Raw genomic sequence first — 18461 nt, forward strand, 5'->3', positions numbered from 1 at the left:
GCGAGCCTGCTCGCGAAGGCGGTGTGTCAGTCACCGCAGATGTTGACTGACTGACCGCTTTCGCGAGCAGGCTCGCTCCCACAATGGGCGGGGTCTTTCTTAACAACGCAGTTCTTGCGCCAGCACCGCAATGTGCTCCGGGCCGATCCCGCAGCAGCCACCCAGATGACTGGCGCCGCGCTGTTGCCAGTCCAGCGCCCAGTGCAGATACCCCGGCGGATCGAGATCGTCACGCAACGGGTCGAGGCCGTCGTTGGCCGTGGCTTCTTTCGGTTGCGGAGGAAACGCGTTGGCATACGCGCCGATATTGATCATGACGCCGAGACGCTCAAAGGTTGCGCGCGCCGCGTCGATTGCTGCGCCAATCACTTCAGGCTGACTGCAGTTGAACAGCAGGGTTTCGACGCCGAGTTCAGCCGCCACCGCAGCCGCTTCGGCTACCGGCTCACCGGAGCGCAGGCGTGGCACTTCATCGGTGTCTTCATCCTTGAGAGTGAATGACAGCCAGAACGGTTTGCCGTCCTTCGGCAGCCCGGCGTGAATGGCGCGTGCCTCGATAATCGAACTCTGGGTTTCCGCCAGCCACAGATCAACATGCGAGGCCAGCCCATTGACCAGCGGCGTCAGCAGCTCGCTCACGCGATCCGCTTCGAACAGATCCGGACGATACGAACCAAACAGCGGCGGCAACGAACCGGCAACACGCACTGGCTTGCCGGATGCCTGCACCGCCCGCCGCGCCAACTCCCCCGCCAGTGCCGCAAGCGCCTGGCCTTCAGCCGCAAAGCGCGCCTCGCCAATGTGAAACGGCACCACCGCGTAACTGTTGCTGGTGATCACGTCGGCGCCGCTGTTGATGTAAGCGGCATGCACCGCCTCGACCGCCTGCGGCGCTTCGCTCAGCGCCAGTGCCGACCACTCGGGCTGGCGAAATGGCGCCCCGGCGCGTTGCAGTTCACGGCCCATGCCGCCATCGAGAATGACCGTACTTGCTGCGCCCATATGCTTTTCACTCATATGCTTATGAAAATAACTCACTATCAGAGTCGTTCTTATAACTATTTAATACGCACCACTCGGTTAATAACAACCTCTTTTTTCAACAGGAATCGACTGTGAAACTCCAACCGCTATTGGCCCTGGGCCTGACCATTCTGGCCTCCACCCAAGCCTTCGGCGGCGCGACGCTGGACCGCGTCGAACAGAAAAAAGAGCTGGTCGGCGTGCTCATGGAAAGCTATCCACCCTTCTCGTTTCTCAATGAGCAGAATCAACTCGACGGTTTCGATGTCGACGTTGCCAAAGCGGTGGCTGACAAGCTTGGCGTCAAACTTCGTCTTGAAACGCCGTCCTGGGACGTGATCGCCGCCGGTCGCTGGAGCGGACGATACGACATCTGCATCTGCTCGATGACCCCGAGCAAGGCCCGCGCAGAAGTGTTCGACTTCCCGGTCGAGTACTACGCCTCGCCAGCGGTAATCGTGGTCAATGCCAAGGACGATCGCATCCACAGCGCCAAGGATCTGAGCGGCAAAAAGGTCGGCCTGACCAGCGCCTCCAGCTACGAAAGTTATCTGAACAAAAATCTGGTGATCGAAGGCGCCGAGGATACGCAGTTGCAGTATCCGTTCGAGGATGTGCAGATCGCTCCTTATGACACCGACAACGTCGCCTTCCAGGATCTGGGCCTGGGCGCCGGCGTGCGCCTGGATGCAATCCTTACCAATCTGGTCACCGCACAGCCGCGCCTGAATCAGGATCAGCGCTTCAAATTGGCCGGCGAACCGCTGTACTCGGAACCGAACTCGGTGGCCATCGAAAAGGGTGACCCGCAATGGGACGCCAAGGTACGCGAGGTGTTCGCACAACTGAAACAGGACGGCACCCTGAGCAAGCTGTCGCAGAAATGGATCGGCGCCGATATCAGCCAATGACTTCTTTTCCGACCCCGCCACAGCCACCGCAACCGGTGGCTGAAACACGCCTGCAAAAGCTCTTTGGTTTCCGCACGCGCCTGTACCTGACGTGGGCGGCGCTGTTCTGCCTGTTCGCCGGATTCTTCCTCAGCTTCGACCTGAAGTTCGCGATCATCCTCGACAAACTGCCCAACCTCGTTGGCCTGAAGCTGGCGCCAAACGGCTTCCTGCAAGGCGCAGCGCTGACCCTGTTTCTGTGCGCCTGCTCGATCATCGCCTCGTCGCTGCTCGGTTTCATCACCGCGCTGGCGCGCCTGTCGAGCAGCGCCGTGGCGTTTGGCATCGCCAGTTTCTACACCTCGTTCTTTCGCGGCACGCCATTGCTGATCCAGATCCTGCTGATCTACCTCGGCCTGCCGCAACTGGGCATCGTCCCCGGCGCCATCGTCGCCGGCATCATTGCCCTGTCGCTGAACTATGGCGCCTACCTGAGCGAAATCTTCCGCGCCGGCATCCTCGGCGTCGATCACGGCCAACGCGAAGCATCCCTGGCGCTGGGCCTGCGCGAAAGCGTGATCTTCTGGCGCATCACCCTGCCCCAGGCCATGCGCACGATTATCCCGCCGACCACCAACCAGTTCATCTCGATGCTCAAGGACTCGTCGCTGATCTCGGTAATGGGCGTCTGGGAAGTGATGTTTCTCGCCCAGTCCTACGGGCGCTCAAGCTATCGCTACATCGAAATGCTCACCACGGCGGCGATCATCTACTGGCTGATGTCGATCGGGCTGGAGCTGATTCAGGCACGGATGGAGCGGCATTTCGGCAAGGCGTATGTGCGCCGTAGTTGAGGTGCATTCAAATGGTGTCCCGGCGAATCCGCACTACGCCCATTTTCATGCCGAATGGGCGGAACACCGCGTTCAGCGACTTCAGGGTCTGATTGCCTTCGCCATGTTCGATATGCACCAGCGTGCGCACAGAAATCTTGCACATCTTCGCGAACTGGGTCTGATGCAGACCGGTGACTTCGACCCGTAAACGGCGCACGGCGTCACCGATTTCCAGAGTGCCTTCGGCCAGTGATTGCTGAATGCTTTCGATGAGCGCCGTGCGCTCGAGGACGGTCAGACTCATTGCAGGTCCCACTCTTTCAAACGTTGCTCGAGGTTTTTCAGGTGAACGCTCGGGTGATTCATGGTTCTGGCGGGCAAACCGCTGGCCGCAAGAATATCCGGCAGTGCGGCCAGACGGCGGGCATCCGCGCGCAGGCCTTCGAACAGCGCAGAGGCATCCAGCCCCGCCAACGAATCGTGCGGATCTGCGTTATCGGCCAATACGCGGCAGACACCTCGCCAATCGACATCTCCCGCCCGCTCCAACTCTTTTGGCCATTTGGTCGTACGCGTCACGCCTTCGTCATCCATGACCATCGGGGCGAGGTCATAAATCGGCGCGAGCTGGAAAGCGTTCTCTTGCCGGATGATCGCCGTGTTACGACCGTGGTTATCTGAGTTTCCGAGGATTTTATTGATCAGGTCGCGACGCAGATAATCGGCGACGAGGCCGGGAATCTGGCTGGCCTGACCCGCTTTGCTCCAGAGCCCGGCGAGCATGCGGATCACTTCCAGATGATTCATGGCGCTGCCTGGCGTCGTCACTTCAGCCAGCGAATAAATCGATTCGACGGCGAAACGCGACACCGCCCCATCTTTCACTTGTCGATCAAAACGCCGCATCCACAAACTCGGTTTGGTCGCCTCTTCCAAGGCCAGGCCTTCTGCCGCGACGGTTGCGATGCCCAATGTCTGCAGCGCTTTGTAGTAATGGAATTCGCTGCGCAGGATGTCCTGGTCGGTCTGCCCGCCCCTGTTTCTGGCGAATTTCACGAACCAGTGCTGTCGCACTTCTTCATCGTCCAATACCGCATCGGGATACAGAAGCCCGGCGCTGTTCTCTGCCAGTAAGAGCTTCGGAGCTTCCCCACCTGCCCCCGTCGCGCCACCGATGGCCGCGCCCAGCTCGTAGGCATATTCAAGAAAGCGGTTGTCGCGGCTAATGACCTCCTCGCGCTTGAATCCGATCGGCTTCCTGTCATCGACTGCTTCCGCCGATTCCTTTATTCGCATGTTGCCAATGGGTGCCGGTGTACTGCGACCCAGCAGAAAGAGATCGGCGCTGATCTCGGCGGGTCTTTCCTGACCCAGGCGGGCGAGTAGAAACCGCTTGGCTGCGCCTGCCGGTGCGATGTCGTGGACAAAGGCCGGCGTCTTCGCGCGCCGACCTTCCCAATCCAGCGGATACAGGGCACTCACGGCTTGGGAAAAAGGCGACCCGATCAACTCGATGTTTTCCACCAGATAGTCCGCTTCATAGCCAAAACTGCAGCGGCTTTCGAAGCCTTTTTCCGGATCATCGAAGTCAAGAATCATCGCGTCGTGCCATTGCCCAGCGGTGAAGATCTGGAGTGTCAGGTTGTACATGTTGATTCCGTGTGCATTTTAATGCGTTTCAAGAAAGAGAAATCTTCGACAATTGCAATATAGTGCATTCTGGCAGCCAAAGACGCCCCAAATCTGCAACTAAATGCACATTAGCGCTCGCTACTGACTTACCAAATGCAAAATAATGCAGACAAGCATTTAACTTCACGCTGATAAAAATGCCGTCTTCAAGCGAAAGCTGTAGGAAAAAGAACAAGTGGCGCCGCGCAAAAGAATTGTTTGCGAAATCCAGTGAGGATTTTCCACAGAACGATCCGATGTCGCCTGCGTGGATGTGGGAAGCGGCCGACATCGGTTTTTTTCAGGCAGCAATAGAGTTGGATTTTCTCGATACGGAAATCGAACCTGATGCCCACTCAACACCTATTCGCACCAAAACACCTGGCTCTGGCTATTTCATTGGCGCTGGGTGGCGTAGCGCTGGCGAACGCCGAGCAATCCACTGAAGCAATCGAGCAGCCCCCAAGCATGGAAACGACGGAGCAGCCCGAAGCCAACCCCAAGCAACAGGCTTTGGAACGGCTCCAGGGTTTTCTCAACGACGCGAGCACAGTGCCGATTACCTTTACGACACCGGAAGCCGTGTTCAAAGGGACTGAAGTCAACGACTTGATCACCCTTGCAGACGGGGCAAGCTTCACTGGCCGGCTGGATGGCGGCAAGGGCGATAACGTGTTGTTCCTGAATGCTGCGGATGGCGGCACGTTGAACGACACGCGCAACTTCAATGGGTTATTCGTCGCCCAAGGCGACTGGACATTGAGCTCCAAAGGCGATTTCCATGAAGGTGTTCTGGTCGACAGCGGTGGAGCGTTGACCAACCTCGGCAGCATCAAGGGTGATGTGTATGTCCAGAATGGCGGCAGTTTCGCCGGTAAAGGCACGGTGGGAAATCTTGAGGTGGGTGGGCTGCTCACCGTCAATGCAGCGCTTGGCGCACCACGAGTGAAGGGTAATTTGCACTTGGCGCCTGGCGCCGAATTGGCTTACGAGGTCACTCCCGCTGGTGGTCAGACGATCAAGGTCGATGGCACCGCCCAACTCGAAGGTGCCACCCTGAAGATTGTTTCGGCTCCCGGAGAATATCCGCAGAGCAGCCAATACAAAATCATCGAAGCCCGTGAGGTGAAAGGCGAGTTTGGCCGGATCGAGAACGATCTGGCGTATATGACGGCCACGGCTCAATACAACAAGAAATCGGTTGGGCTGACTTACGCTCGCAATGGTGAACCGCTTGAAAGCCTCGCTCCTACAGAAAATGCAGGCGCACTTGCAGGAAGTATTATCGAGCCAGAGCAGCCGACTTCTCCCGCTGTACCGATCGCGACAACGCCCGCTCCAGCTTCAATGACAGCGGGGATCGCAACTCCAGCCCCCGCCCTGACCTCAGTTGCGACCTTGATTGAAGACTCCGCATCGGTGGAATCATCGATACCCGACGAAATCGTAACTGCACAAACCACCGCACAGCCCGCGTCGGAGCCTGCAAAGCCCATTAACACCGCCGTCGCCGCACTGCTGACCAGCGATAAAACCACCGCACCCATCGCGCTCGATCAACTCGCCGCAGGCAGCAATGCCAACCTCGCCAAAGCCACGCTGAGCAGTATCACGCCGGTCAGTACGAGCATGCTCTCGGCGATGCGCCAACTGGACAACCGTTCCGGCTCTACTGACGGCTCGCGCAGTTCATCGCGTCAGGCCGCAGGCAACGAAGACTCCGGACGGGTGTGGGTTCAGGCGCTGGGCCACGGCGGCAAGGTTGACCGCGACGCTGACGGCATCCTCCAACATGCCACGCAAGGACTGGTCGTGGGCGCTGACTGGCGACTCGATGAGCACTGGCATGTCGGCCTGCTTGGCGGCAAATCGCAGACGAAACTCGATGCCCGCCAGTACGACGGCGACCTCGACAGCTGGCACCTCGGTGCCTATGCCGTGCGTCAGGACGGCCCGCTGTCGCTGCGTCTCGGCGCGACCTACGCCAGCCATGACGGCAGCAGCACACGGCGGGTAGCGTTCAAGGGTTTCAGCGATCGTCTCAAGGGCAATTACAACGCCAATACTCAGCAAGCATTTGCCGAGGCCGGGTTCAATCTGGGCCGGGATCGCTTAACCCTCGAGCCCTACGCCAGCCTCGGCTATCAGCGCTATCAGCGCGACAGCTACAACGAAAAGGGCGGCGACGCGGCACTGAAAGTCTACGGCCAGACCCGCGACAACTTCAGCAGCACCTTTGGCCTGCGGCTTGCGCAGATCAATACGCTGGATAACGGCATGCATTTGACCCCGCGCTTGAGCGCAGGCTGGAAACATAGCTTCGGCGCGATCGACAGCGACACCCGCCAGCAACTGCGCAAGGGCGGCAAGCGCTTTGAAGTGACCGGGGCGACACTGGATCGGAACAGCCTCGCGGTGGATGCGGGGCTCGACCTTGGTCTATCGGCGGCGCACACACTGGGCGTGGGCTTAACGGGTGAGCTGGGTAATGACAGCCGATCGTATGGCGTGGCGGGTCAATGGCGCATGGCGTTCTGATGCATTAAGCACGCCTCCTGTGGGAGCGAGCCTGCTCGCGAAAGCGGTGCATCATACAAAGATGCTATTGGCTGACCTGGCGCATTCGCGAGCAGGCTCGCTCCCACATGCGGTCCCTGACAATGACCTGACAGGTCGGAAAATCACAGGCAAAAAAAGGGGAGCACATGCCCCCCCGAGGTTTAAAGCATTGGATCGCGACTGTTATCTCAGCCTTCGATCTCGATGAGGATTTCGCCCGGGTTGACCCGGTCGCCCTTGGCCACGTGAATCGCGGTGACCTTGCCGGCAATGGCAGCCTGGACTTCGGTTTCCATCTTCATCGCTTCGGTAATCAATACCGCCTGGCCCGCCTTGACGGTGTCGCCCTCCTTGACCAGCACATCGACGATGTTGCCCGGCATGGTGGTGCTGACATGGCCCGGTGCCGAGGCCTGTTTGCGTTTGCTGCTGCCACCACCGACAAATTCGTTGAGCGGTTCGAACACCACTTCTTCCGGCATGCCGTCGATGGACAGATAGAAGTGGCGCTTGCCCTCGGCCTTGACGCCGACACCAGTGATGTCGACGCGGTAGGTTTCGCCGTGCACATCGATGACAAACTCGGTCGGCACACCTTCGCCGCTCGCCGAGGCAACGGCGCCCGCTTCCGGGATCGGCAAAAGCACTTCCGGCGTAAGAGTGCCGGCGGCGCGTTCTTCAAGGAACTTGCGGCCGATGTCCGGGAACATGGCGAAGGTCAGTACGTCTTCTTCGGATTTGGCCAGTGCGCCGATATCGGCACGCAGCTTGGTCATTTCCGGTTTGAGCAGATCGGCCGGGCGCACGTCGATGACGTCTTCGCTGCCGATCGCCTGACGCCGCAGCTTTTCATTGACCACGCCCGGTGCCTTGCCGTAGCCGCCCTGCAGATACAGCTTCACTTCGTTGGTGATGGTCTTGTAGCGCTCGCCGGCCAGTACGTTGAAAAACGCCTGGGTGCCGACGATTTGCGAGGTTGGGGTCACCAGCGGCGGGAAGCCGAGGTCTTCACGTACGCGCGGGATTTCTGCGAGCACTTCGCCCATGCGATTCAGAGCGCCCTGCTCTTTCAACTGGTTGGCGAGGTTGGAGATCATCCCGCCCGGCACTTGGTTGACCTGCACACGGGTATCGACGGCGGTGAATTCGCTTTCGAACTGGTGGTACTTCTTGCGTACGGCATAGAAGTACAGGCCGATTTCCTGGAGCAGCTCCAGATTCAGGCCGGTGTCGTACTCGGTGCCCTTGAGCGCGGCGACCATTGATTCGGTGCCCGGGTGGCTGGTGCCCGAGGCGAAGCTGGAGATTGCGGTATCGATGTGATCGGCGCCGTTTTCGATCGCCTTGAGCTGGCACATGGCGGCCAGGCCGGCGGTGTCGTGGGAGTGGATGAACACCGGCAACGACTGCTCGGCTTTCAGAGCACGCACCAGTTCACCAGTGGCATACGGGGTCAGCAGACCGGCCATGTCCTTGATCGCTACCGAGTCGCAGCCCATGGATTCCATTTGCTTGGCCTGGGTGACGAAAGCGTCGATGGTGTGCACCGGGCTGGTGGTGTAGGCGATGGTGCCTTGCGCATGTTTGCCGGCAGCTTTCACTGCTTCAATGGCAACGCGCAGGTTACGCACATCGTTCATCGCATCGAAGATGCGGAACACGTCGATGCCGTTCACCGCTGCTTTGGCGACGAAAGCTTTGACCACGTCATCGCTGTAGTGGCGATAGCCGAGCAGATTCTGCCCGCGCAGGAGCATTTGCAGGCGGGTGTTGGGCAGCGCCGCACGCAGTTGGCGCAGGCGCTCCCACGGGTCTTCCTTGAGAAAGCGCACGCAGGCGTCGAACGTCGCGCCGCCCCAGCATTCCAGCGACCAGTAGCCGACCTTGTCGAGCTTGTCGCAGATCGGCAGCATGTCTTCGGTGCGCATGCGGGTGGCGAGCAGCGATTGGTGAGCGTCGCGCAGGATGGTGTCTGTTACGAAGATTTTCTTGCTCATTCTTGTATTCCTCACAGGCCTGCGTGGGCGGCGATGGCGGCGGCGATGGCCAGGGCCAGCTCTTCGGGTTTGCGCTTGATCGAGTAGTTGGTCAGTTCCGGGTGGCTTTCAACGAAGCTGGTGTTGAACTGGCCGCTACGGAATTCCGGGTTGCGCAGGATTTCCTGGTAGTACGCGGCGGTGGTCTTCACGCCCTGCAGACGCATGTCGTCGAGGGCGCGCAGGCCACGGTCCATCGCCTCTTCCCAGGTCAGCGCCCAGACCACCAGTTTCAGGCACATCGAGTCGTAGAACGGTGGAATGGTGTAGCCGGTATAGATCGCCGTGTCGGTGCGCACGCCCGGGCCGCCGGGGGCGTAGTAACGGGTGATCTTGCCGAAACTCGGCAGGAAGTTGTTCTTCGGGTCTTCGGCGTTGATACGGAACTGCAACGCAAAGCCACGGTGCTGAATGTCTTCCTGCTTCACCGATAGCGGCAGGCCGGAAGCGATGCGAATCTGTTCGCGGACGATGTCGATGCCGGTGATTTCTTCGGTGATGGTGTGTTCCACCTGCACCCGCGTGTTCATTTCCATGAAGTACACCTCGCCCTCGGCGAGCAGGAACTCCACGGTGCCGGCGTTCTCGTAGCCCACAGCCTTGGCTGCACGTACCGACAGGTCGCCGATGTAGGCGCGCTGTTCCGGGGTCAGCTGCGGGCTCGGCGCGATCTCGATCAGCTTCTGGTTGCGGCGCTGGATCGAGCAGTCACGCTCGAACAGGTGCACGACATTGCCGAAGCTGTCGCCAAGGATCTGCGCTTCAATGTGCTTGGGATTGACGATGCATTTTTCCAGGAACACTTCCGCCGAACCGAACGCCTTGGTGGCTTCGGAGATGACCCGGGGGAAGTTCTGTTCGAGTTCTTCGCGGCTGTTGCAGCGACGGATACCGCGACCGCCACCACCGGAGGTGGCCTTGAGCATTACCGGGTAACCGATGCGATCGCCTTCGACCAAGGCTTCTTCGATGCCGGAGACGTTGCCCTCGGTACCGGGCGTCACCGGTACGCCGGCCTTGATCATGCTGCGGCGCGCTTCGGTCTTGTCGCCCATGCGCCGGATGACTTCCGCCGACGGGCCGATGAATTTGATGCCGCGCTCAGCGCAGATTTCCGCCAGCTCGGCGTTTTCCGAAAGGAAGCCGTAGCCGGGGTGCAGCGCATCGCAGCCGGTTTCCACCGCCAGGTTCACCAGCTTGCGCGGGTTCAGATAGCCGGCCAGTGGCTCGGCACCCACGCTGTGGGCCTCGTCCGCACGCTTCACATGCAAGGCATGGCGATCGGCGTCGGAGAAAATCGCAACCGAGCGAATGCCCATTTCGGCGCAGGCTCGTACGATGCGTACGGCAATCTCACCACGGTTGGCGATCAGGATCTTTTTTATCACTTGGAGGTTCCCTTGAGCCGGTGGCACCACGACCTGCTAGACCCAGGTCGACGCGTGACCAAATGTTTCAATTCAGTCGCAGGTCCACACTAGCGCTGCTGAGGGATTAACAAAAATGAATAAAAATTGGGTCAGGCATAAGCAAACACTTATAGTTGAAGCAACTGACCGCTGACCGAGCCTGAAAAATATGCGTAAGTCATTGATGCGTATGACATTGCGTCAATTGCAGATCTTCAATGAGGTGTGTGATTTACGCTCGTACAGCCGCGCCGCCGAGGAAATGTCCCTCACACAACCGGCCGTGAGCCTACAGATTCGTCAGCTGGAAGAGCTGATTGGCCAGCCGCTGTTCGACTATGTCGGCAAAAAACTCTACATGACCGAGGCGGCGGAAGCGCTTCAGCGCGCCAGCCGCGACATTTTCGGGCGCCTGGAAAACCTCGACATGCAACTGTCGGACATGCAGGGTTCACTGCAGGGTCAGCTGAAACTGGCGGTGGAATCGAGCGCCAAATATTTCGTGCCGCATCTGTTTGCTGCATTCAAGCGCCAGCATCCGGAAGTCAATTTGCAGCTGACCGTGGTCAACCGTGGCCAGGTCATCCGCCGCCTCTCGGACAACCGTGATGATCTGGTGATCATGTCGATGGTGCCGCAGGACATGGGCCTGGAATTCCTGCCGTTTCTCAATAATCCGATTGTCGCCGTGGCGCGCCCGGATCATCCGCTGGCACACATGGGCCCGTTGCGCTTGCAGGATCTGGAGCCTTACACGCTGCTGATACGCGAGCCGGGCTCGGGCACGCGTCTGGCCTGCGAGGAATACTTCAAGGAAAAACGCGTGCACTTCACTCAGACCCAGGAAGTGGCGTCCGCCGAAGCTCAGCGCGAATGCGTGTTGGCGGGTCTGGGCCTGGCGCTGCTGACGCGCCACGCCCTGAACCTGGAGCTGGCGACCGGCGGCCTGGTCGAGCTGCCGGTCGAAGAGTTGCCGCTGATGCGCAGCTGGTGCCTGGTGCAAGCCAAAGCCAAACGGCTGTCACCGGTGGCGCACGCCTTCCTGGCGTTCATCCGCAGCGAGCGGGCGCAGATTATTGCGCTGGTTGAGCGTTTCGACGGGAAGCGGCGGGCGCTGCCTGCCAGTGCGTGATCTCGGGAAAATCGCCGATCTCGGCCTGAAGCTGGCGAAGTTCGAAGCGATCCTCGATTGCGCGGCGAAATTCCATGCGGCGCTGATCTTCCTGCTGACGACGGGTTTTCGCGGCGCTGTTGCGTTCTTCGTAGGGCTGAGCCATTTCGAGTCTCCCAGGGCGAGTACGGGAGTTTTACGATAGGCGTGGGGGATGACGGTTTGGCTGCGCGGGGATGACAATGTGATGAAATGTGCGCAGGGATGTGCTGTTGTTGAGGACGCTTTCGCGAGCAGGCTCGCTCCCACATTTGATCCCGTTATGACCCAGAATTTATGTTCTCAGAAGCCCCCCTGTGGGAGCGAGCCTGCTCGCGAACAAGGTCGGAACGACCTTGCTCAATCGTCCAGCGCTTTCACGGCCTTGGGCGACAAACGCAGACTGCGCAGACTGCGCTTCACGCTCTTGAGATGATTGACCAGGCTCGGCCCGCGCGCCATGGCCACGCCCATCGCCAGCACGTCGATCACCACCAGATGGGCGATTCGCGAGGTAAGCGGCGTGTAGATTTCGGTGTCTTCATGCACATCGATCGCCAGATTGACGGTCGACAGTTCGGCCAACGGCGTCTGGCTCGGGCACAGGGTGATCAGCGATGCCCCGCTCTCGCGAACGAGGTTAGCGGTGATCAGCAAATCCTTGGAGCGCCCTGACTGGGAAATACAGATCGCCACATCGGTCGGCTTCAGCGTCACAGCCGACATCGCCTGCATGTGCGGATCGGAATACGCCGCCGCGGTCAGCAGCAAACGGAAAAACTTGTGCTGTGCATCCGCGGCCACCGCTCCGGAAGCACCGAAGCCATAGAACTCGACACGCTGCGCCTGGGACATCAGCGTCACCGCGCGCTGCAGCTCCACTGGATCGAGCTTCTCGCGCACTTCCATCAGGGTGTGCAGCGTGGTGTCGAAAATCTTCAGGCTGTAGTCGGCGACGGAGTCATCTTCGTGGATCGCGAACTGGCCGAAGCTGGCGCCGGCGGCCAGGCTTTGCGCCAGTTTCAGCTTGAGGTCCTGAAAGCCGGAACAACCGATCGCGCGGCAGAAACGCACGATGGTCGGCTCGCTGATGCCGACGCTGTGAGCCAGGTCGGCCATGGAACTGTGCATCACTGCCGCAGGGTCAAGCAGCACGTGGTCGGCGACCTTGAGCTCCGACTTGCGTAACAGGTGACGTGACTGGGCGATGTGTTGCAGCAGATTCAAGGGGCTGGACTCTTCTTGTGGGCAAGGATGTAGCAAGCTTGTAGTTATACTACATGAATGGGCATTTTGCCTGCTCAATGCGTAACTCGATGTCCCGGCATCAGGCGCGCTGAGGTGCATGTAGCCCTTACTGCGGATTGGCCTGATCACGCAGAAGCCCGGCCAGACGGGCAGCGTCCACCGGCCGGCTGATCAGATAACCTTGCACTTCGTCGCAGCGTTCGGCGCGCAGAAATGCCAGCTGATCCTCACGCTCGACACCCTCGGCGACGACTTTGAGGGCCAGTCCGTGAGCCATGGCGATGATCGCGCGAGTGATCGCCGCGTCCGCACTGCCCTCGCTCAAGCCGCGAATGAACGCCTGATCGATCTTCACGTAATCCACCGGAATGCGCTTGAGGTAACTCAACGACGAATACCCGGTACCGAAATCATCGATCGCCAGTTTCACCCCCAGATCGCGCAGTTGCTGGAATGTGGCAATGATGTGTTCGACGCTGTCGAGCAAATGGCTCTCGGTCAGCTCCAGCTCGAGGTAGTGCGGCGCCAGCCCGGTTTCTTCCAGCACTTGCCGGACCAGACTGACCAGCTTGCCCTGACGCAGCTGATGCACCGACAGGTTCACCGACACGCGGATCGGCGCCAGCCCCTGCCGTTGCCATTCGCAGGCTTGCCAGCACGCCTGACGCAAAACGAATTCGCCGATCGGCCCGATCAGACCGGTCTCTTCGGCCAGGCCAATGAAATCTGCCGGCGGCACCTGGCCCATGCTCGGATGATCCCAGCGCACCAGCGCTTCAGCGGCATTCATGCGGCCGGTTTGCAGGCACAGTTTGGGTTGGTAGAACACTGTCAGTTGCTGTTCTTCAATGGCTCGGCGCAAGTGGTTTTCCAACTGCAAGCGTTCGAGTGTGCTGGCTTGCAGGCTGTCGGTGAAGAACTGGAAATTGTTGCCGCCCAGATGTTTGGCATGCTGCATGGCCATGTTCGACTGGCTGACCAGCGCGGAAATCTCCCGCGCGTTGTCCGGCAACAGGCTGATGCCCATTGAAGCGCTCACCACCAGTTCATGCCCGTCGACGCTCAGCGGCAAACGCAGCTTGGCCGACAACCGCGTCGCTACCCGTGCCAGGCTCGACAGATTGCCGTAGGCATCGAACAGCACGGCAAACTCGTCTCCCGACAAGCGCGCAATGGTGTCGGCCTCAGGCAAGGCATTGACCAGCCGCCGGGCCATTTTTTGCAGGAGCTGATCGGCGACTTCATGGCCGAGGCTGTCATTGAGCAATTTGAAACGATCCAGATTGATGTGCAGCAATGCGAGACTGCGGCGCCCGCCCTGCCGCACCCGCTGATGGGCTTCGTGCAGGCGTTCGCGGAACAGTGAACGGTTGGCCAGGCCGGTGAGCTCGTCGTAATGGGTCAGATAACGCAGGCGTTCTTCCGACGCACGCCGTGCCGAGAGGTCGGCGAAGAAGCCGACAATATGGCTGACATTGCCCCGGCTGTCGCGCACCGCGTTGAGCTGCAACCACTGCGGGTACAACTCGCCGTTCTTGCGGGTTTCCACCAACTCACCCTGCCAACTGCCGTGCTGCTCCAGTGCATGACGGATCGCCACATAGTGGCGATGGGCATCGCGGCTGCAAGGCAACTCGACGACGTTGCGCCCGAGCATGTCGTCGATCTCGTAACCGGTGACCCGGCTAAAAGCCTGATTGATCGCAATCAGCGCGTAGTTCGGGTCAAGAATCACGATGCCTTCGCTGGCCGCTTCGAACACCGTGGCCGCCAGCCGTTGCTGCTCTTCGAGGCTTTTGCTGGCGCTGATATCGCGGCGAGTGCCGACCATGCGGATCACCCGGCCGCTGGCGCTGCGCTCCACGGCACGGCCACGGTCCTCGATCCACACCCAGTGGCCGTCGCCATGGCGCAGGCGATATTCGACCTGATAATCCTCGGTGCGCCCCTTCAAATGCTCGACCAGGGCGAACTTGAGTGACGGCACATCTTCAGGGTGCAGTCGTGGCTTGAGGTCGCGCAGCAGCGCCGTGACGTATTCCGGGGCGAGGCCGAACAGTTCCTGAATCTGCGTGTGATGGACCTCGTCGGTCTGCAGATTCCAGTCCCACAATCCGAGCTCACTGGCCTTGAGCGCCAGCGCCAGGCGCGCTTCGCTTTTGCTCAGGGCCTGATTGGCGGCATCCAGTTCGCGGCTGCGCTGGGCCACGCGATCTTCCAGATCGACCTGCGCTTCACGCAATTGCGCCTCGGCACAGCGGCGCTGTTCGATCTCTTTGCCAAGCTCATGATTGAGTTGTTCGCTGCGCGTCTGCGCTTGCTGCAAATGCTCGATCAGGTGCTGATTCTGGAAACGCCGCAGCAATCCACGGTCGATCAGCCGATTGACCTGCCATGCCACCACACTCAGCGAACCGAGCAGGATCAGACCCAGCCAGCCCCAGCCCCGCGCCTGATCGTCGCCGCCCCAGAACAGGTAGCCGATCGCTGGCAGCAGGCACGGCAAGGTAAACGAGAGGAACGCCGGCAGGCTCACCGCGTAGGCGACGCTGGCGGACAGCGTTGCCGCGCCGATCAGGCCGAACACCCAGGCTTGCTGCATGAAGTTGTCAGCGGGTACCAGAGCGATGCCGGCTCCCGCCAGCGTCAGGCCGGTCATGGTCGAACCGAGCAGGAACATGCGGAACCAGATCGGCTGGGCCTGACGATCGGGAATCGCCGAATCGAACGCGGCCACCTGAATCACCCGCAGCGCGACCAGCGACAGCAGCCACACCAGCCAGACGCTGACCACGAAGTAGCGCTGCGGGCTCCAGAGCAAAGCGGCGCAGACCAGACCATTGATCAACATGAAAAGCGTGGGCAACAACGAGCCCTGATACAGCAGACGCGTGCGCTCCACCGCCATTTCGACGGCATAGTGCTTGCGGATCACCCGGGGGTCCACGGAGGGCCCCGACAGTTCGGCGCTGAGGATCATGGGCAACGTTCTTGTTCTTATAGGAGGGCGTGCGCCCGAAACGTGGACGGAGCATACACAAGCCGATCCCGATGCCAAACTGCTGCCGATCACAATTGCGGGGAAATTTTCCGCCGCTTGCGCACCGCTGCAACCCCTCAGGCGAGACGGGCCGAAGCCTGCAGCCAGTGACCGACCGGTCGTCATCGGCAGCACTTTCATCGGCTAATGCAACGCACGGTTTGCCCGGGCCTGCGGCGCACCCTAGAATGCCCCGATGCGCGATGATCTCTCCCTTCTGCTGAACTCCCTCAACGATGCCCAACGCCAGGCCGTAGCAGCCCCCGTTGGCCGTCAGTTGGTCCTGGCCGGCGCCGGTTCCGGTAAAACCCGAGTGCTGGTGCACCGTATCGCCTGGTTGATCCAGGTCGAAAACGCCTCACCTCACTCCATCCTGTCGGTGACTTTCACCAACAAGGCCGCTGCCGAGATGCGCCATCGCATCGAGCAGTTGCTGGGCATCAACCCGGCCGGCATGTGGGTCGGCACCTTCCACGGCCTCGCGCACCGCTTGCTGCGGGCGCACTGGCAGGAAGCGGGCCTGAGCCAGACCTTCCAGATTCTCGACAGCGATGACCAGCAACGTCTGGTCAAGCGGGTGATCCGCGAGCTGGGCCTGGACGAGCAACGCTGGCCGGCGCGTCAGGCGCAGTGGTTCATCAACGGCCAGAAAGACGAAGGTCTGCGACCGCAACACATTCAGGCCAGCGGCGACCTGTTCCTCGCTACCATGCGCGGCATCTACGAAGCCTACGAGGCGGCGTGCCTGCGGGCTGGCGTGATCGACTTCTCCGAACTGCTGCTGCGCGCGCTCGATCTGTGGCGCGATCACCCGGGCCTGCTGGCGCACTACCAAAAGCGCTTCCGCCATATTCTGGTCGACGAATTCCAGGACACCAACGCCGTGCAGTACGCCTGGTTGCGCCTGCTCGGCAAGGGCGGCGACAGCCTGATGGTGGTCGGCGACGACGACCAGTCGATTTACGGCTGGCGCGGGGCGAAGATCGAGAACATCCATCAGTACTCTTCGGACTTCCCGGACTCCGAAACGATTCGTCTGGAACAGAATTACCGCTCCACCGCCGGTATCCTCAAAGCCGCCAACGCGCTGATCGCCAACAACACCGGGCGTCTCGGTAAAGAGCTGTGGACCGACGGTGGCGATGGCGAAGCGATCAACCTGTACGCCGCGTTCAACGAGCATGACGAAGCGCGCTACGTGGTAGAAACCATCGAAAGCGCGCTGAAAACCGGTCTGGCCCGTAGCGATATCGCGATTCTGTACCGCTCCAACGCCCAGTCGCGGGTGCTCGAAGAAGCCCTGCTGCGCGAGCGCATCCCGTACCGCATCTATGGCGGGCAGCGCTTCTTCGAACGCGCGGAAATCAAGAACGCCATGGCCTACCTGCGTTTGCTTGAAGGTCGCGGCAACGACGCGGCGCTGGAGCGGGTGATCAACGTGCCGGCCCGGGGCATCGGCGAGAAAACCGTCGAAGCGATTCGCGAGCATGCGCGGCACAGCGACGTGTCGATGTGGGAAGCGATGCGCCTACTGGTGGCCAACAAAGGCCTGACCGGGCGCGCCGCGAGTGCGCTCGGTGCGTTTATCGAGCTGATCGAGAACCTCGCCGCCAAGTGCGCCGAGATGCCGCTGCACCTGATGACGCAAACCGTCATCGAGCAATCCGGCCTCATCGCCTATCACGAAGCGGAAAAAGGTGAGAAAGGCCAGGCCCGGGTGGAAAACCTTGAGGAACTGGTCAGCGCCGCACGTAACTTCGAGAACACCGAAGAGGACGAAGAACTCACGCCACTGGCGGCATTCCTCGGCCACGCATCGCTGGAGGCCGGCGATACTCAGGCCGACGAGCACGAAGACAGTGTGCAACTGATGACCCTGCACAGCGCCAAAGGTCTGGAATTCCCTTACGTGTTCCTCGTGGGCATGGAAGAAGGCCTGTTCCCGCACAAGATGAGCCTGGAAGAACCGGGTCGTCTCGAGGAAGAACGGCGCCTGGCTTACGTCGGTATCACCCGGGCGATGCAGAATCTGGTCATGACCTACGCGGAAACCCGGCGCCTGTACGGCAGCGAAACCTATAACAAGGTATCGCGTTTCGTCCGCGAGGTGCCCAAAGGCCTGATCCAGGAAGTGCGCCTGTCCAATAGCGTCAGCCGACCGTTCGGCGGCAACCAGTCGATGAGCGGCAGCAGCCTGTTCAGCGGCAGCGAGATTCCGGAAACCGGTTTTGTGCTCGGTCAGGCCGTACGTCACTCGATCTTCGGCGAAGGGGTGATCCTCAACTTCGAAGGTTCCGGCGCCCAGGCCCGGGTGCAGGTGAATTTCAGCGAAGGCAGCAAGTGGCTGATGCTCGGCTATGCCAAGCTGGAAGCGATCTAATCACCGGCACTGAACCCATGTGGGAGCGAGCCTGCTCGCTCCCACAGGTTATGCGGCGCAAGTGCATCAATCCCTCTGAACCTATCGCCTTTTCCTACAGACAAAAGTACATCGGCTGATTGCCTCGCCAAGCTGAACGCAACCTGTCAGGCAAAAGCCCGAAACACTCTCTCGCTAGCCAGTAACACTTCAGCTGTGCAACATGGCGCGCGTGTCTCC

The 18461-nt window shown here is 60.4% G+C and carries 14 protein-coding genes; 6 read left to right on the plus strand and 8 right to left on the minus strand.

The features are described from left to right. Positions 1-99 precede the first annotated feature (99 nt). The gene (locus AB9L16_RS25875) at positions 100-1002 is read right to left on the minus strand and encodes a homocysteine S-methyltransferase family protein (RefSeq protein ID WP_375122892.1); all 903 of its coding nucleotides are present in this window, start codon (positions 1000-1002) and stop codon (positions 100-102) included. Positions 1003-1115: 113 nt separating this feature from the next. On the opposite strand from AB9L16_RS25875, the gene AB9L16_RS25880 reads away from it, so the two are divergent. Both AB9L16_RS25880 and AB9L16_RS25885 read left to right on the plus strand, forming a co-directional pair. Beyond that, positions 1116-1934, plus strand: coding sequence for an ABC transporter substrate-binding protein (locus AB9L16_RS25880; protein ID WP_016772458.1), 819 nt, complete (start codon positions 1116-1118; stop codon positions 1932-1934). Next, positions 1931-2767, plus strand: coding sequence for an amino acid ABC transporter permease (locus AB9L16_RS25885; RefSeq protein WP_056790962.1), 837 nt, complete (start codon positions 1931-1933; stop codon positions 2765-2767). Before AB9L16_RS25880 ends, AB9L16_RS25885 begins: the two co-directional genes overlap by 4 nt. 7 nt (positions 2768-2774) lie before the next feature. On the opposite strand, the gene AB9L16_RS25890 is transcribed toward AB9L16_RS25885, so the two are convergent. Both AB9L16_RS25890 and AB9L16_RS25895 read right to left on the minus strand, forming a co-directional pair. Further along, positions 2775-3053 (minus strand): helix-turn-helix domain-containing protein, encoded by a 279-nt coding sequence (locus AB9L16_RS25890; RefSeq protein ID WP_041476582.1) that lies wholly within the window; start codon positions 3051-3053, stop codon positions 2775-2777. Further along, positions 3050-4399: a HipA domain-containing protein gene (locus tag AB9L16_RS25895; RefSeq protein WP_252887032.1), complete on the minus strand. Its 1350-nt coding sequence runs from the start codon at positions 4397-4399 to the stop codon at positions 3050-3052. The genes AB9L16_RS25890 and AB9L16_RS25895 overlap by 4 nt, the downstream gene beginning before the upstream one ends. Positions 4400-4578: 179 nt before the next feature. Between AB9L16_RS25895 and AB9L16_RS25900 the strand changes: the two genes are divergently transcribed. Beyond that, positions 4579-4866 carry a hypothetical protein gene (locus AB9L16_RS25900; RefSeq protein WP_375123787.1) on the plus strand — a complete coding sequence of 96 codons (288 nt, stop codon included), beginning with the start codon at positions 4579-4581 and terminating at the stop codon, positions 4864-4866. After that, the gene (locus AB9L16_RS25905) at positions 4769-6958 is read left to right on the plus strand and encodes an autotransporter domain-containing protein (RefSeq protein WP_375122893.1); all 2190 of its coding nucleotides are present in this window, start codon (positions 4769-4771) and stop codon (positions 6956-6958) included. The genes AB9L16_RS25900 and AB9L16_RS25905 overlap by 98 nt, the downstream gene beginning before the upstream one ends. Before the next feature lie 209 nt (positions 6959-7167). Here the strand turns inward: AB9L16_RS25905 and oadA are convergent, their stop codons facing one another. Together oadA and AB9L16_RS25915 are read right to left on the minus strand one after the other, a co-directional pair. Beyond that, positions 7168-8976, minus strand: coding sequence for a sodium-extruding oxaloacetate decarboxylase subunit alpha (oadA, locus tag AB9L16_RS25910; RefSeq protein ID WP_083353857.1), 1809 nt, complete (start codon positions 8974-8976; stop codon positions 7168-7170). 11 nt (positions 8977-8987) lie between these two features. Beyond that, positions 8988-10403, minus strand: a complete 1416-nt coding sequence (locus AB9L16_RS25915; protein ID WP_024014853.1) for an acetyl-CoA carboxylase biotin carboxylase subunit — start codon at positions 10401-10403, stop codon at positions 8988-8990. A gap of 190 nt (positions 10404-10593) precedes the next feature. On the opposite strand from AB9L16_RS25915, the gene AB9L16_RS25920 reads away from it, so the two are divergent. Next, positions 10594-11556 carry a LysR family transcriptional regulator gene (locus AB9L16_RS25920; RefSeq protein ID WP_095181203.1) on the plus strand — a complete coding sequence of 321 codons (963 nt, stop codon included), beginning with the start codon at positions 10594-10596 and terminating at the stop codon, positions 11554-11556. Here the strand turns inward: AB9L16_RS25920 and AB9L16_RS25925 are convergent. The 3 genes from AB9L16_RS25925 to AB9L16_RS25935 form a co-directional block, all read right to left on the minus strand. Next, the gene (locus AB9L16_RS25925; protein ID WP_080902479.1) at positions 11498-11701 is read right to left on the minus strand and encodes a PA3496 family putative envelope integrity protein; all 204 of its coding nucleotides are present in this window, start codon (positions 11699-11701) and stop codon (positions 11498-11500) included. The two genes, AB9L16_RS25920 and AB9L16_RS25925, sit on opposite strands and share 59 nt — an antisense overlap. A gap of 233 nt (positions 11702-11934) precedes the next feature. Then, on the minus strand, positions 11935-12801 hold the full coding sequence (hexR, locus tag AB9L16_RS25930; protein ID WP_007962240.1) for a transcriptional regulator HexR: 867 nt from the start codon (positions 12799-12801) through the stop codon (positions 11935-11937). A 127-nt stretch (positions 12802-12928) separates the two neighbouring features. Next, positions 12929-15802, minus strand: a complete 2874-nt coding sequence (locus AB9L16_RS25935) for a GGDEF domain-containing phosphodiesterase (protein ID WP_056790975.1) — start codon at positions 15800-15802, stop codon at positions 12929-12931. 256 nt (positions 15803-16058) lie between these two features. Here AB9L16_RS25935 and uvrD point away from each other — a divergent pair, with 256 nt between their 5' ends. Further along, positions 16059-18242, plus strand: a complete 2184-nt coding sequence (uvrD, locus tag AB9L16_RS25940; RefSeq protein WP_016772450.1) for a DNA helicase II — start codon at positions 16059-16061, stop codon at positions 18240-18242. Positions 18243-18461 lie beyond the last annotated feature (219 nt).

The sequence above is a fragment of the Pseudomonas sp. LW8 genome, assembly GCF_041956865.1.
GTDB lineage: Bacteria > Pseudomonadota > Gammaproteobacteria > Pseudomonadales > Pseudomonadaceae > Aquipseudomonas > Aquipseudomonas siliginis.